This window comes from Mangrovimonas sp. DI 80 (genome assembly GCF_001975575.1).
GTDB classification, from domain to species: domain Bacteria; phylum Bacteroidota; class Bacteroidia; order Flavobacteriales; family Flavobacteriaceae; genus Mangrovimonas_A; species Mangrovimonas_A xylaniphaga.
Map to the genome: position 1 here is coordinate 381,893 of NZ_MSDT01000006.1, position 16,393 is coordinate 398,285.

Annotated in this window: 13 protein-coding genes; 1 reads left to right on the forward strand and 12 read right to left on the reverse strand. The window is 39.3% G+C overall.

Annotated elements, in window-relative coordinates:
- The first annotated feature begins 4 nt into the window (after positions 1-4).
- Complete coding sequence (gene mazG, locus BKM32_RS13680; RefSeq protein WP_076664323.1) at positions 5-778, forward strand: nucleoside triphosphate pyrophosphohydrolase; 774 nt, start codon at positions 5-7, stop codon at positions 776-778.
- A 200-nt stretch (positions 779-978) separates the two neighbouring features.
- Here mazG and BKM32_RS13685 read toward each other — a convergent pair whose 3' ends face one another.
- The 12 genes from BKM32_RS13685 to BKM32_RS13740 all read right to left on the reverse strand — a co-directional run bounded on the left by BKM32_RS13685 (position 979) and on the right by BKM32_RS13740 (position 16,305).
- Entirely contained in the window at positions 979-2,970 is a 1,992-nt protein-coding gene (locus BKM32_RS13685) for a DUF349 domain-containing protein (protein WP_076664324.1), read from the reverse strand.
- 91 nt (positions 2,971-3,061) lie between these two features.
- Positions 3,062-3,799, reverse strand: a complete 738-nt coding sequence (locus BKM32_RS13690; protein ID WP_076664326.1) for a shikimate dehydrogenase — start codon at positions 3,797-3,799, stop codon at positions 3,062-3,064.
- Entirely contained in the window at positions 3,792-4,811 is a 1,020-nt protein-coding gene (locus BKM32_RS13695; RefSeq protein ID WP_076664328.1) for a DUF368 domain-containing protein, read from the reverse strand. The genes BKM32_RS13690 and BKM32_RS13695 overlap by 8 nt, the downstream gene beginning before the upstream one ends.
- A 1-nt stretch (position 4,812) precedes the next feature.
- On the reverse strand, positions 4,813-5,826 hold the full coding sequence (locus BKM32_RS13700; RefSeq protein WP_076664330.1) for a DUF368 domain-containing protein: 1,014 nt from the start codon (positions 5,824-5,826) through the stop codon (positions 4,813-4,815).
- 181 nt (positions 5,827-6,007) lie between these two features.
- A complete protein-coding gene (locus tag BKM32_RS13705) occupies positions 6,008-7,417 on the reverse strand; it encodes a tetratricopeptide repeat protein (protein WP_076664332.1) in 1,410 nt (469 codons plus the stop codon).
- Between the two features lie 158 nt (positions 7,418-7,575).
- Positions 7,576-8,766, reverse strand: coding sequence for an aspartate aminotransferase family protein (locus tag BKM32_RS13710; protein WP_076664334.1), 1,191 nt, complete (start codon positions 8,764-8,766; stop codon positions 7,576-7,578).
- 2 nt (positions 8,767-8,768) lie between these two features.
- The gene (locus BKM32_RS13715) at positions 8,769-10,553 is read right to left on the reverse strand and encodes an OstA-like protein (protein ID WP_076664336.1); all 1,785 of its coding nucleotides are present in this window, start codon (positions 10,551-10,553) and stop codon (positions 8,769-8,771) included.
- 126 nt (positions 10,554-10,679) lie between these two features.
- Entirely contained in the window at positions 10,680-11,954 is a 1,275-nt protein-coding gene (locus BKM32_RS13720) for an adenylosuccinate synthase (protein WP_076664338.1), read from the reverse strand.
- A gap of 8 nt (positions 11,955-11,962) precedes the next feature.
- On the reverse strand, positions 11,963-12,418 hold the full coding sequence (locus BKM32_RS13725; RefSeq protein WP_053975577.1) for a Fur family transcriptional regulator: 456 nt from the start codon (positions 12,416-12,418) through the stop codon (positions 11,963-11,965).
- A gap of 26 nt (positions 12,419-12,444) precedes the next feature.
- Entirely contained in the window at positions 12,445-14,655 is a 2,211-nt protein-coding gene (locus BKM32_RS13730; RefSeq protein WP_053975576.1) for a bifunctional (p)ppGpp synthetase/guanosine-3',5'-bis(diphosphate) 3'-pyrophosphohydrolase, read from the reverse strand.
- 149 nt (positions 14,656-14,804) lie between these two features.
- On the reverse strand, positions 14,805-15,443 hold the full coding sequence (locus BKM32_RS13735) for a DUF4386 domain-containing protein (RefSeq protein WP_076664340.1): 639 nt from the start codon (positions 15,441-15,443) through the stop codon (positions 14,805-14,807).
- A 103-nt stretch (positions 15,444-15,546) separates the two neighbouring features.
- Positions 15,547-16,305, reverse strand: coding sequence for an SDR family NAD(P)-dependent oxidoreductase (locus BKM32_RS13740; RefSeq protein WP_076664342.1), 759 nt, complete (start codon positions 16,303-16,305; stop codon positions 15,547-15,549).
- Positions 16,306-16,393: the final 88 nt, after the last annotated feature.

The window sequence follows — 16,393 nt, forward strand, 5'->3', positions numbered from 1 at the left end:
AGTTATGACAGATAAAACAGTACAGCTTAAAGCCTTTGAGCGTTTGTTGGTAATCATGGATGAGTTGCGAGAGCAATGTCCTTGGGACCGAAAGCAAACCATGGAATCCCTAAGGCACCTTACCATAGAAGAAGTTTATGAACTTGGAGACGCCATCCTTGACAATGATTTGGAAGAAATCAAAAAGGAATTGGGTGATGTACTTTTGCACATTGTGTTTTATTCCAAAATAGGAAGTGAAACTCAGGCTTTCGATATTGCAGATGTTTGTAATAGTATTTGTGATAAGTTGATCGATCGTCATCCACATATTTATGGAGATGTAACCGTGAATGATGAGGAAGATGTAAAGCGCAACTGGGAGCAATTAAAGCTTAAGGAAGGAAAGAAAAGTGTTTTGGAAGGTGTGCCTAGAAGTTTACCTGCCATGGTAAAGGCTAGTCGTATACAGGATAAGGTGGCTGGTGTAGGATTTGATTGGGAAGAACCACATCAGGTTTGGGAAAAGGTAGAGGAAGAGTTACAGGAACTTCAGGAAGAAGTGAAGAAGGGAGATGTGGAAGCTATGGAAAACGAATTGGGAGATGTGTTCTTTTCTATGATCAATTATGCTAGATTTTTAAAAATCAACCCGGAAAATGCCCTGGAGCGCACCAATAAAAAGTTTATTTCCCGATTTAAATATTTGGAGTCCAAAGCCAAGGAATTGAATAAATCTTTAGAGGATATGACCCTTAAAGAAATGGATGTGTATTGGGAAGAAGCTAAAAATCAATAATTTTTGATTTTTTTTGAAAATACATAATCCAAATACAAGAGTTGCTACGTATATGTAATATAGAACTATGATTATAGTTTTATAATCATAAGTAGGTTAGCCTTAATATAAAATAAGCGGATTTATTTTAAGGTATTAAATTTAGTTTAGTTAGGGGTCAATATCCTATCTGTGGGCAACCACAGATAGGATTTGATTTTTTAGTACATCTCCTTAAGCTTTTTCAGCTTTTCTTCCCAGGTATTTAAGGTCGCTTTATGGTTCTCAATATTGTTAAGAACATCTTTTACCATTGGGTTGTCATCATCGACATTGGAGAAAAATAGTAGATTGTTTTCCAGCTGGTTGATTTCACCTTTAACTTCATCAATTTTTTTACGGATAAAGTTGTGCTCGTTATCCAAAAGACTTGTGTCATTTGGTTGCGAAAGGGTTTCCAGCTTGTTTTCAAACTTGATCATTTCAATTTCCGAAGGGTCCATGTCCAGTTTACCAAACAACTCATCTAGAGCTTTATTGAATTTCCCTTCAATAAAACGTTTGTTGTGCGGTACGTGACCTATGGCTTGCCATTCGGCTATTTTTTCCTTGATAGTTTCAATGTCTGCTTCTACGTTGCCGCTTAGGGTTGTTTTTCCTAAACTGTCAAGTAGCTCATTCTTTTTGTCGAAAGCTTCAAACTGCTCTTTGTTGGCAGCATTCTTTTCAGCATGTAAACGATCGAAATAAGCGTTACAGGCAGCCTTGAAACGCTTCCAGATTTTATCACTATCCTTTCTTGGAACGTGCCCGATTTTTTTCCAATCATTTTGGATTTTCTTCATCAACGGTGTGATGGTTTCAAAGTCGTCACTGTCCTTGTTGTCTTCAGCAACTTGGATAAGATCCAATTTCTTCTGAAGGTTATCGTATTGTTCCTTTTTAAGGTTTTTATAAAAGGCGTTTTTGTTTTTATTGAAGGCTCTAACGGCTCCCTTAAATTTGGCCCAAGTGGCTTCATTTACCTTAATCGGTACTTTTCCTGCATTAAAAAAGTCTTGTCTAAGCGCTTCAACTTCCTTAATTTTTTTCTGCCAAGCTTGATGGGTTTTTGCAATATCTTTGCTGATGGCTTCAATTTTGGAAATAATCTCTTCTTTGCGTTCCAAATTAGCTTCATAGGCCTTGTCCAAATCGGCATAATAGGCTTGACGCTTATCGTGGATAATTTTGGTAGCGTTGCTAAAACGTTCCCAGATTTCCTCACGGTATTCTTTGGCAACAGGTCCTAAATCTTCCTTCCACATTTTGTGAAGTACCTGTAGCTCTCTAAAACTTCTATTGACATTGTTGTCTTGGGCTAGCTCTTCGGCACGCTCAATAATTTTAAGTTTTTGGTCCAAGTTGTGCTTGAAATCCATGTCGCGCAAATCGCGGTTCAAATGAAGGAAATCATAAAATATTTCCACATGGTGGTGATAGGTGTTCCAAGCATTGTTGTATTTATCTCTAGGAATAGGGCCGGCATTGCGCCATTCTTCCTGAAGTTCTTTAAAGTGTTTGTAAGTTGTGTTGATGTTTTCTTCAACATTGATCAAGCCTTTAATTTCCTCAATAATGCGCAAGCGGTTATCCAGATTGTCTTTTAGATTGCGCTCTAAGCTTTTGTAATAAGCGTGTAGGTTGCTTTTGTATTCTTTGTAAAGTGAATTGAAGTCTTTCTTTTCTGGAGTAATAAAATAGAAGTCTATTTCATTGCCACCATCGTTAATGAACTCTTCCTTTTTTTCTTCTAAAAGTTCACCGAATTTATCGTTGAACTCAGTTTTGATATCATTCACCTGCGACTTGATAGTCTGTATTTTATGATGCTTGAGCAAATAGTCAAGTTCCTTAACAAGCTGACCCATGGTCATGGCATGGTAATCCTTACTTTCTACAGTGTGTCTTTGGCTGTTGTCTTCGTCTTCGGCATCTTCTGCGTTGGACTCGTCAATTTCCTCTACATGGGCATCCACCTTTTTAGGCGCTGCACTTTCTTCTGCTGGGTTGGTGTTTTGCGCAGTCTCTGTTTCGGTAGTTTCGGTTTCTACAGTTGGCTGCTCATTTTCTGTAGGGTTTGAAGCGTTGGTTGTGTTGCTTTGATCTTGGATCTCAGCAGAGTTTTGTTCGTTGTTTCCGTCTGCATTCTGCAGGTTATCTTTCTCTGACATTTTTACAATGTTTTAGTTGAAAATACTTAGAAAGCTAATATACTAACAAGCGCTTACATAACAAAAAGAGCGGCCGTGATTTTAATCGATTTTAAAGCTTATTCCAGATCTCCCAAGCCTTTTCGGCCTGAAGTTCCAGCATTTTACTGCCATTAACGGTGGTGGCCCCTTTTATATCTCCACAGGTTAGAAACTTGGTGTGTTCTGGATTGTAGATAAGGTCGTATAACAGATGCTCTGGGGTAAGACCATCATATGGAATGTCTGGGCACTGGTTCACGTTTGGGTGGGTGCCCAAAGGGGTACAGTTTACAATGACTGTGTAGTGCTTCAGGAGTTCTTCAGTGATATCAGCATAGGTATATTTGACATTTGCCTTAGGGGTTCTGGAAACAAAATCAAATGCAATACCCAAATTTTTAAGAGCATAGGCTACTGCTTTTGAAGCACCTCCAGTACCCAAAATCAAAGCTGATTTATGATGCGCTTTTAAATAGGACTCCAATGAAGTTTGGAAGCCATAATAATCCGTGTTGTAACCTTTAAGGGAGCCGTCCTTTTGAAGTTTTACGGTATTTACAGCTCCAATTTCTTGGGCTGTGTCGTCCAATGAATCCAAAAGCGGCATGATTTGTTCCTTGTAGGGAATGGTAACGTTAAAGCCAATTAAATTCGGATTGTTGGCTAAGGTGGTTTTCAATTCAGAAATGTTTTCCAAATCAAAATTCTCGTACACAAAGGGAAGCCCTTCTGATTCAAATTTTTTAGTGAAATATCCTTTTGAAAATGAATAGGAAATGTTCCTGCCCAATAATCCTAATTTATGCATGTGATCGACGTGTTTTTTGTCCGTATTTATCCAAACCCAAAACTATAAGAATTCCAATAATTATAAATAACAACGCTAAATAAGTTGTGGAATTTAGTTCGGGGATATAACGTTGGTAGTTTTCAACAATTTTTTGTCCAGTAGAATCCAAAAGGAAATCACCGTTTATGTCTTGCTTGTATTGGGTCTCTTTCCATGGCCATACCACACCAAGGGATCCTGTGATAAACCCAATAATACTGGCCGTGGTGATATTTTTATAATGCTTGATGATAAAATTTAAAGCATGTGAAAAGGTGACCAGTCCCGTAATGGAACCTAAAGTGAATACTACTAAAATCTTCAACATTTTAAGGCGATGCGGATCATTTATAAAATGAAAATCGCCACTAATGACGTCTGTAAAGGTGTCGAAAAGCGCATTTACGGAGTCTACCAAAAGCAATACATAGTTGCCCAGTAAAATCAAAATAAAGGAACCAGAAAAACCGGGAAGCGTCATGCCTGACACGCTTATAATACCACAGAAAAACACGAACAATAAATTATCATTTTCCTTAGCCGGATCCAAAAAACTAATGCCTAGTCCTAAGGCAATACCAATAATGAGGGCCAAAATGGTATTGGTGTGCCAATGGTGAAAATCCTTCTGAATGTAATAAATGGAGCCGATGATCATGCCAAAAAAGAGACTCCAAACATAGAGTTCATAATGGACTATAAAATAGTCTAAGAGTTTGGAAACACTAAAATAGCTGACGACCATCCCGAGAAACAATAGCCCTAAAAACCGTCCATTGATATAGTTGTAAAAACTCTTATAGCGTTTGTTGATTAAGAGTTTAAAGGCTTTTCCGTTTATTTTTTGAAGGGAATAAATAAACTCTTCGTAAAATCCGGCCACAAAGGCCACGACGCCACCAGAAACCCCAGGCACCTTATTGGCGGCACCCATAGCAAGCCCCTTTATGACAAGGAAAATGCGGTCTGAAAGTGTCCTGGTACTGTGCATGCTATACGTTTTTGGAGCCTATTTTTTCTAAAATGAAGATAGTAAAAAAACCAAGAATCATTAAGCCTAAAGCCGCTGGTATTTGATTGTTTACAAGTTGATTGTTTAATTCAGAATAATTAAAAGGCAAGATACTGTGTTCAGAAATCAACTTATAGGTGTCAAAATTTTGAATTTGTTTTTGGTACACCGAAAGTGTGGCCAAATCTGAGATTTCCGAGAATGGAAGGATTGTTCCGCTGGATTTTTCCATGACCATATCCGTAACTTTCCATGGCCAAATCTTGTTAAGCGACCCGAAAATGAACCCCGTAAGTATGGCTAGAGTGGTATTGTGGTAGTTTTTAAAAAGCCATTTCAAAACTCTACTGAAACTTAATAGCCCTACCACAGCTCCCAAACCGAAAATAGCAATTCTCTTCAAATCAAAATCATGAAAAGCATCACTAAGGGTTTTATAGGCGCCAAGAATCACCAAGATAAAAGACCCTGAAATCCCGGGAAGAATCATAGCGCAAATAGCCAAAGCTCCTGCAAAAAATAGAAATAGTGGATTTTCATTACTGCCCAAAGAAGGGAGGGTTGTGATATAATATGCAAGTACACTTCCTATGATCAAGGCTACAATGGTGCCCATAGACCATGCTTTTACTTGTTTGGCAACAAAGTAGATACTGGCAACAATCAATCCAAAAAAGAAGGACCAAATTAAAATAGGATGGTTTTCAATTAAGTATTTGGCCAATCTCATAAATGACACGAAACTGACAAGGATTCCTGTTAAAAGGGCCAAAAGGAAATTTCCATTCAGTTGTTTCCAAAAGGCTGAAAAACCATCATTTCTTAGGGTTGTAAGCAACGAAAGATTAACATTGCTGATGGTGTCAATTAGTTCTTCGTATATACCTGAGATAAAGGCGATGGTTCCTCCAGATACTCCTGGCACCGCATCGGCAGCACCCATGGCGGTACCTTTAAGGGCAATAACTATGTAGTCGATTAAGCGTCTTTGCATGTTTAGGTTTCAATAAAGAAGCGTAAAGGTAACAAACATCTTTGGAGTATCGGTATGCAAACCTGAAATGAAATTGTAAAATTTAGCTTGAAAAAAATGGAAGTCTATAAATGCAAAAAAGCCAAGGAAACAATTATGCTCCTTGGCTTTTTCGACAATTAAATTTTGTGGATTTTATATTTTATGAAGAGGACTTTTTGGTACTTACCAAAACCCTGCTAATGTTTGGGTCTTTGTGAACTTCAGGGAACAATTCCTCCAGAATATATTCAAATTCTTCGTTTAAAAGCAATCCGTTTTTAAGATGGTAATGCCCTTTTTCGCTTTCCAAAAGCTTAAAGTGCAATCCTGCTAAGCGGTATTCAATTTCAGCAGTTTCAGGGTAGAATTCTGCTGCTTGTATCAAGTTGTAAATGGAGGCCTCAAATTCTCCCAATTGAATGAGGATGTCCGAGCGTGATAACCAAGTTTGTAGTTCGTAATTGCCAAGTTCCAAGGTTTTTTTGTAACCTCTTTCGGCTTCTTCCAAAAAGTTCAAACGGTGGTTGATTTGTGCATATAGTTTCCAATACAGCACATTTTCACTATCGATATTGATGGCTTTGTTGATATAATATAAAGCCTTTTGGTAGTTGCGTGCCTTCAAGTAAAACTTGGTGATGGCAATCCAACCTTTGTCCAATAAAGGATCTTCGTGGACGGTTTTATAGAAGTATTGCACAGCCATTTCGGTGTCACCCAATTTTTCGTAGCAATAACCCATTCTCAATAAAGCAAAGGACGTTGGGTCGTCCAAAGCCAACGTAATTTTATAGTTTTCGATGGCTTCACCGTATCTTTTTTGCTTTTCAAGAACTTTTCCTTTTTCCAGATAAGCTCCAACAAAAGTGTCATCGGAAATGATGGCAAAGTCATAAGCAGCTAAAGCTTTTTTGTAATCTTTAAGGGCGAAATACTGCTTGCCCAATTGATGCCAGGCTACTTCGCAATATGGGTTGCCATCCAAATAATCATTTAAAAAACTGATGGCCTCTTCGGTTTCGTCCAAAAAGTCAAAACAGTAAATGATGTTGTATAGGGCAGAATAATCGTGCATATCTATTTCCAAGCATTGCAAGAAATATCCCTTAGCCTGTTCAAATTCATCCAAGAATAAATACTCCATTCCTATAAGGGCGTACAAATCGGAATCGTCTGGATCTTGGCTTAAGTCCAAAGCAATTTTCAAGGTGTTGATAGCCCCTTTGTGGTCATCGCGTTTGGAAAGGACATTGGCTTTCTGGATAAAAACTTCCTCGTTGGTCGGTTCCAACTCATAAAGTCTGTCCAATAGGATGTCTGCTTTTTCCAACTTGTTCTCCATGACGTAAAGTTCTATTTGGAACAGTTGGAGATTCGTGGAGGAAGGGTGTTGTTCTAGCCCCATCTTTATCGCTTTCTTTGCTAAGGCTATTTTTCCAATCTCAAGATAATGATGGATAATGTTCTCAAATTCGTTAGAGTCGAAAAACAACACATTGTTTGTTTTTAACATGGACTCAAATCTTGCTAGCGATAAGTTGTCGTGGTCGTCGTTGTGGCTAAACTCCATAAGCAGATTTTATTGTTGTTGAAATAAATTTACTCTTCTATTTGGCTATTTGAAGATTTTGGTGTTAATCTTTTTAACAAAATAATTAACAGTCAGGTGTTTATTTCAATATTCTATTAATTTAAGGCTTTGAAAAACAAGTGTTTGTTTTTTCGTTTTTAAAGTGTTTGTTCATTCGAAATTTCATTCAAAACTGAAAGTATAATATTACAGCCTTCAATAATTTCGTGCTTAGAAATGGTTAACGGCGGCGTGATTCTAATGGCTTTAGGCTCAAAGAGTAACCAAAATAATAGCAATCCTCGGTCCTGACATCTCAAAACCACCTCGTTTGTGATGTCTGCAGAAGGGGTCATGGCCGCCAACATGAGTCCTTTTCCTCTAATTTCCTCAATAAGCGGATGAACCAAGTGCTCGCGAACCAAAGCTTCTTTTTCAAGAGCTTCAGCCATGAGGTTGGTTTCGGTAATTTCCCTTACCGTTGCCAATGCAGCAGCAGCAATTACGGGATGCCCTCCAAAGGTGGTAATATGGCCAAATTTGGGCTGATCCTGTAAACTGTTCATCATTTCCAATGATGCTGTAAAAGCACCAATTGGCATGCCTCCTCCAAGGCCTTTTCCCGTGACCAAAATATCTGGAACACAATTATAATTTTCAAATCCAAACAATTTTCCAGTGCGTCCAAAACCTGGTTGGATTTCATCTAAAATCAACAACGCGCCAACTTCTTCACAACGGGCCTTTACCTTGGTAAGGTAACCGTCTTTAGGTTCTATAAACCCAGCACCTCCTTGAATACTTTCCAAAATAACGCCTGCCGTTTTGGAAGTGATTTTATTAAGATCGGGAAGATTGTTGAATTCAATAAAACGTATGCCAGGAACCAAAGGACGAAAGGCTTGTTTGCGTTCTTCATGTCCCATCACGCTCATGGAGCCCATGGTGTTGCCGTGATAAGCCGATTTGGCAGCAATAATTTCTCCTCTTCCTGTATAGCGTTTTGCCAGTTTAATAGCGCCTTCAATGGCTTCGGTTCCCGAATTAACCAAATAGGTGCTTTCCAATGGTTCTGGTAAATGCTCTGCCAAAAGTTTGGCAAGCGCTAAGGCAGGCTCTTGGATGTACTCCCCATAAACCATGACGTGTAGGTACTTGTCCAATTGCTCCTTGATAGCATTGACTACCCTAGGATGCTGGTGTCCCAAACTACAGGCCGATACCCCTGCTACAAAGTCTAAATAGGCTTTGTTGTCGGCATCATAAATATAGGAACCCTTGGCATGGGAAATCTTCATGGCCAACGGGTTTGGGGAAGTCTGTGCTTGATATTTGATAAAATCTTCCATACTTAACCTCTTTTATGGGTTCGTGGTAAAGGTTTTTTTAGGGATTTTTTAGTTTGAATACTGTCCTGCAAAGGTGTAGGAATGTTTCTTGCCGCTTTATTCTCTTGAGTCGGGTTCTTTTGTTCCGCTTCTTTGACACGTTCCAACATGGCTTCATCTACAAATTCTTCCTGAGGGACGTAAGGATCCAAACCTCTAATGACCGGAAGGTTTAAAGGTGGATCGTCCTTAAATAGGTCTTCTACGCTATTGGGGCGTTCTTCTTCGCGCCAATCAAACCCTCTAAACTTTCTCGCGTTTTCAGGAAATTGAGAATCAGGATAAAGTTCACCATCTATTTGGTTGATCAATCTAATTTCGGTAATGGTATTCTCATCAATTTGAATGTTGATGCTTCCCGATTTGGATTTGTCTATCCCCACCAATTCTTGTTTATCATCCCTAACATAGTTGATGACTTCGGCATTTTTGATGATGTCCACATTGTAAAGGGCATTATCTCTAAATAATCCAATCAAACGTTGCCCTTTTACTTGGTTGAAACCACCGCCGATAGTATCCTTACTAATCAAGAAGGCATTTTCAAATACTTTTAAGGAATCCAATTGCTCCTTTTTGGTGTTGGTAATTAAATGAATGGAATCCCCTGTCATTTGATTGCCCAAATTCCAAATCACTGGATTGCGCTTTGTGGCAAAAATATCTTTGGAAGACAGCCGCTCTAAATTGATCAGTTGGGTAAGTCCTGTTTTTTGATCGGCATGAATGGAATCTGCCTTGCCACTCATGTCACTTTTATACATTTTAGCATTATAATAGGCTCGCGTGATTCGGTGTTCAGGTTTTCCAGTAACCATAAGGGTGTCTGCATGAATGTAGATGGAATCATTCTCCTGAACTGCAATAGCCAAGGCTCTTTTGGTAATAAATACCGAATCTTTTGCTCGATACACTTCGGCGTAATGTCCTTTGATAATGCTGTTGTTGATAGTGTCTGTGACCTTTATATTATTGGTGGCCGAAGCAAAACTTCTGGCACGATCAAAGTAGAGGCTATCACCTTCAACGATACGCTGTTCATAGTCTATGCGAGAGTTTTTAACGAAATATCCAGTGTCATTATTGGTGTCGTAAAAACCGCGTTCGCAATAAATATTGTTGTTTTCGCCTATAATGGTTGAAGGCCCATACATATAGGCACCTCCCGTTTCGGTATAGAAATCGAGTTGGTGGGTATTAAGGGTATACTGAGGATTCACCAATACCACATCCTGAACAAATTGGTATTTTTTAGCATTCATATAATACCTCCCAATTTGGCTGGTAATGGTCCCGGAAGTATCTCTAACTACTTTTCCTCGTGTTTTGTAGTAGGCTTGCTGTTTCGCCCTGTCAAACCAAAGGGTGTCGGTTGTTAAGACTGATTGAGGTTCAGTTAGCACCACATCGCCACTGGCAAATGCCAATTGGGTTATGCCACTGTATTCAACATATTTGGAAGTCATGTTGATGGTATCACCCTGTTGCATGTGCACATTGCTGAAGGCTTCTATAAAATTTTCGTTTTTATAGTAAATGGCCTTATCACAATACATATTAATTCCTTCATGGACTACATGGATTTGTTGTTTGTCGTCCCGAATAAAAGTGGTGACTTCCTTTCCCATGGTACTGTCCCTAACCGTAAAACCAGAATACTCAATTTGTATACGCTTGTTTTGAGCCCAAAGGGGAGTAGTTAAAAAGCTACATAAAAGAAGAATTAATACGAATTGGTTGACTTTCAAATTTCAAAGATTTGGTTCAAAAATAACTATTAAATAGAGGCTTTGGTGGGCCTTAACACTTTTTTTAACACAAAAGACCTGCTAAATTATAAACATAGAGCAGGTCTTTTTTAGTATGATGATATGTTATTGTCTAACGATCGTCTGTTTTCTGTCTGGTCCTACCGATACAATAGTAATTGGAATTTCAAGTTCTTTTTCCAAAAAGGCAATGTAATCGTTCAATGCTTGTGGCATTTGAGAAGCCTCGGTCATTTCAGTAAGGTCTTCGTTCCAACCTTTAAATTCAGTATAGATAGGTGTTACGTTTTCCTCTTCAATATTGAATGGCAAATGCGTAATTTCTTCACCTTTATAATTGTAGGCCGTACATACTTTTAAGGTTTCAAAACCAGAAAGTACGTCACCTTTCATCATGATCAATTGGGTAACACCGTTAATTTGACAAGCATATCTAAGGGCTACCAAGTCTAACCAACCACAACGTCTTGGACGACCTGTAGTTGCTCCAAATTCATGTCCTACTTTGGCCATGATTTCGCCGTTAGTGTCAAATAACTCAGTTGGGAATGGTCCTGAACCTACACGCGTGGTGTACGCCTTGAAGATTCCGAAAACTTCCCCAATTTGGTTAGGGGCAATTCCCAATCCTGTACAGGCTCCAGCAGCAGTTGTGTTGGAAGACGTTACAAATGGATAGGTTCCAAAATCAATGTCCAATAACGATCCTTGAGCTCCTTCGGCCAAGATGGTTTGTCCACCTTTCATAGCTTGGTGTAAATACTCTTCAGAATCGATAAAGGTTAATGTTTTTAAAGTTTCGATAGCTTCAAAAAACTCAACTTCAAGTTCTTTTAGGTCGTATTGAATTTCAACATTGTAGAACTTGATCATGTCCTCGTGCTTGTCTGCTAGAGAACGGTATTTGTCTTTCCAATCGGCTAATTCAATATCACCAACTCTAATTCCGTTTCTTCCGGTTTTATCCATGTAAGTTGGACCAATCCCTTTAAGCGTAGAGCCAATTTTAGCTTTTCCTTTGGAAGCTTCGCTGGCCGCATCCAATAAACGGTGTGTTGGTAAAATGATGTGGGCTTTTCTAGAAATCAACAAGGACTTTTTGTAGTCAATTCCTTGTTCAGCCAATTTGTCCAATTCCTTTTTAAAAATAACAGGGTCTATTACCACGCCATTTCCTACTACATTTGCGGTGTCTTCATGAAAAATCCCAGAAGGAATGGTGTGTAGCACATGCTTTTTGCCGTTAAATACCAAAGTGTGTCCTGCATTAGGCCCACCTTGAAAGCGTGCAATAATATTGTATTTGGAGGTCAATACATCAACAATTTTCCCTTTGCCTTCGTCCCCCCATTGTAAACCAAGTAGTAAATCTACTGCCATTATAAAAATTAGTTAGGTTGTTTGTTTTTCGTTCCGTAAAAATAAAGTGAGTGATTTGATATGGAAATATCAAACACCTCTTCAATCGTTTTTTTAATCGATTGAATTCTAGGGTCACAGAACTCGATAACTTCACCGGTATCGGTCAGGATAACATGGTCATGCTGCTTGTCGAAATACGATTTTTCGTAATGTGCCTGGTTTTGACCAAACTGGTGCTTACGTACCAAGCCACATTCCAAAAGAATCTCTATGGTATTGTATAGTGTAGCACGACTTACACGATAGTTTTTGTTCTTCATTTTGATATACAAAGATTCGATATCAAAATGCTCTTCACTATCATAAATTTCCTGAAGTATAGCGTAACGCTCCGGTGTTTTACGGTGACCTTTTTCTTCCAGAAAATTAGTAAATACATTCTTTACAATTTCCTGATTCGTCTGTTCTGTTTTTACACTCATAATTAAGTTGCAAATTTACACATTTTTTACACTCTACTCACCTTATCAATACCATTAATTTTTTTCAGGTTATCAATGAGCTTTTTTAGCATGGAATTATTCTTAACAATCACATTAATTTTTCCGGAGAAAATACCGTCATCCGAGTCAAAACTAAGGCTTTTCATGTTTACGTGCATGTTGGAAGAAATGATACGGGTAATGTCATTTACAAGCCCAATATTATCGATTCCAGACAAGGTAATAATGGCAGAAAATTCTTGTTGCGAAGAGTCAATCCATTTGGCTAACATAATTCTGTAAGCGTAGTTGGATTGCAGGCTTAAGGCATTCGGGCAATTCTTTTTGTGCACCTTGATGCCCTCGTTGATTGTCAAGAATCCAAATACAGGATCTCCCGGAATAGGGTTGCAGCAACTGGCCAATTTATAGTCCAATTTTTCTTCTTCCTTACCAAACACCAGCATGTCATATTTGGAAGTCACTTCTTCTCGATCGAGTTCTTCCTTAGAAATATTTTGCCTTCTAGTGATTTTATTTTTAATAAAACTCATCAGGGCATTGCTTCTCGAGGCAGCAAATTCCTTTAGCATGGTATTGTCTATGGTGCCCACACCAACTCTATAGAACAGGTCCAAACTGGTTTTTAGCTTAAAATAGACCACCATATCGTTAATGGTCTTTTCGTCTAAGTGGATTTTAAGCTGTTTCAGTTTACGTCTTAAAATCTCCTTACCATCTTCGCCAATGCGTTTCTTCTCTTCCCTTAGGGAAGATTTAATTTTACTTCGGGCTCGAGCCGTTGTGGCATAATCGAGCCAGTTGGCATTGGGTTTGGCGTTTTCAGACGTAAGGATTTCTACTTGGTCGCCACTTTTAAGCTCTTGGCTTAATGGAACGAGTTTTCCATTCACTTTCGCGCCACGGGTTTTCATCCCTACTTCGGTATGGATACTGAATGCGAAATCAAGCGGAGAGGCGCCTTTTGGCAATGATTTTAAATCTCCTTTAGGGGAGAACACATAGATTTCTTTGGAATAAAGGTTCAGTTTGAACTGTTCCACAAAATCCACGGCATTGGTCTCATTGCTTTCCAAAGCTTCCTGAAGCTTGTCAATCCAAGTATCTAAGGCATCTTCAGCATTACCGTGTTTGTATTTGTAATGGGCAGCATAGCCTTTTTCAGCAATTTCATTCATCCGTTCACTACGGATCTGAACTTCTACCCAACGGCCTTTTGGACCCATTACCGTGATATGCAAAGCTTCATAACCAGTGGATTTTGGTGATGAAATCCAATCTCGCAATCGGGTAGGGTTAGGGGTGAAGTGATCGGTAACGATGGAGTAAATTTTCCAGGCTAGGAACTTTTCGTTGGCCAAATCGGATTTGTAAATAATCCTAACGGCAAACTTGTCGTAAACCTCTTCAAAAGAAACACCTTGCTTGATCATTTTTCTACGAATAGAGAAAATTGATTTTGGGCGCCCCTTGATTTCGTAATTCAACCCTTCATTGTCTAGGGCGTCTACAACTACTTTGGAAAAGGCTTTGATGTAGGCATCTTGTTCTTCTTTACTCTCCTTGATTTTGTGAAGGATGTCATGGTAGACTTCGGGTTCGGTATATTTTAAACCGAGGTCCTCCAATTCGGTTTTGATATTATAAAGCCCAATACGATGTGCCAAAGGCGCATAGATGTACAGGGTTTCCGAGGCAATTTTTTCCTGCTTGTCCGTACGCATGGAATCCATGGTTTGCATGTTGTGCAAACGGTCGGCTATTTTGATGATGATTACTCTAACATCATCGTTAAGGGTCAGCAACATTTTACGGAAGTTTTCCGCTTGAGTAGATACATCGGTCTCTTTGCTCAAGGAGGAAATCTTGGTGAGCCCGTCTACAATTCTTGCAACGGTGTCGCCAAACATACGTTCTATGTCTTCCTTGGTATAATTTTCATTATCCTCAACCACATCGTGGAGGAGGGCCGCAGCAATGGAAGTGGCATCCAGCCCAATTTCCTGAGCCACAATTTTGGCCACGGCAATAGGGTGGAAAATATACGCTTCTCCAGATTTACGGCGCTGTCCATTATGGGCTTCCACCGCCACATCAAAGGCGTGGCGGATGAGTTTTTTATCTTCTGTGGTTAATGTTTGGTAACTTACCTTGAGAAGTTCTTTGTAAGCCTTGGCAATGGCTGCATTCTCCTTTTCTATCTCTACTTCTGTCATAAATCTAAAGTAATGTAAAGAAAATAAATGCGCAATAGTTTTAACGGCTTTTTGAGGGTTTTGGCTAGCTAGAACCCTTTAAATATTTGCCGTGTAGAAGGTTGTTCTATATGAATGTTTATGCCAAGAAAGGGTAAAGCTTGGCCAAACTAGGGATTTGCTAGTTTGGGTTTGCCTCCTTTTATCAATAGCCATATGGCAAAGGACAATTCTCCAAATATACTGGGAATGGCTACCAAGGCTAAAAAGAGATTGCTGTAGGCTTGGTAATTGGCCAAGAGAAAATGTGCCGCTGTATCGGCCATATACATCAGCCCTGCAATTATGAGAAAGAGTGCTATTATTTTGGGCGATTTTATAATGCGTCCCAAAAGAATAAGATGTATTCCGAAGAAGAACAAGCCAATGAGCCAAATGGTATTGAAAAGTTTTACTAAATGCAATATGTCTTTGGCTTCCTCAACTTCCAAAGTTTGCACTAGGGCAAATAGTGCAACGGCCATAATAGCGGCATGCATCATTCTAAATAAAGTGCTCAATTGTGATAAAAAATGATGCTTGTACAATTCATTTAAGGCCCAAGCAACGACAACGTCAAATACAACCGTAAGCAAAAAGGCCATGATCCCAAAGCGGACCATCATATGGTTTTTTGAAATCGTTTCTTCGGGAGCATTAAGAAGTGTTTCCAAAACAAAGAAGTTGGCAAAAATAGCAGCGAAGAAAATAATCAAGTAGCTAATCCCGGCAATTAGGGCGAGGTTTCTAGGGGTATTGTTTATGGGCATGGTAAATTGATTGGCTATGAGCTTTTTGGCTAATTTAAGAATTGTCTCTATTAGCTAAATGATATATGTTTAGCTGGTTTCATTTAAAATTAAGGGAGAGGTTCTAAATCATCTGTCCTCCGGAAACCTCAATTCTTTGGGCATTTACCCATTTGGCATCCTCGGTACATAAAAATGCCACGACACTTCCAATATCATCTGGTAAACCTACACGGCCCAGGGCTGTCATGGAAGCGATAAAGGCATTCAATTCTTTATTGTCCCTAACCGCGCCACCGCCAAAGTCGGTTTCAATGGCTCCAGGAGCCACTACGTTCACACGGATTTTGCGTTCGCCCAATTCTTTGGCCATATATTTGGAAAGAGTTTCAACAGCACCTTTCATGGCCGCATAAGCGGCATATCCGCCAATGGCAAAACGTGTTAGGCCAGAAGAAATATTAACGATACCGCCTCCATCATTCATTACAGGCAACAGTTCCTGGGTTAGAAGAGCGACACCTTTGAAATGGATGTGGTACATTTTATCAAATTGGGCCTCGGTGGTTTCTGAAAAGGGAGCATAGGCACCAATACCGGCATTATTCACCAAATAGTCAATTTTATCGGAGCCAAAGGAGCTTGTCATTACGGTTTGTATTTGCTTTATGGTTTCAGGGAAACTGCTAGGGTTTGTGACGTCTAAAGATAGGGCAATGGCTTTTTGGCCAAGGGTTTCTATTTCTGCAACCACTTCATTGGCTTTATCTTGATTGCTTTGGAAGGTTAAAACAACATTGAGTCCCTTTTTGGCAATGGCTAGTGCCATGTCTCTGCCCAAGCCGCGACTTCCCCCGGTTATAAATGCTACTTTTGCTGTCATCTTGCAATATGTTTTTAGTTTGTAATGTCTTGGAAGGTTAGTTGGGAACGGGAGATGTGGGATTACTAAGGTAGCTATTTTTTCTTAA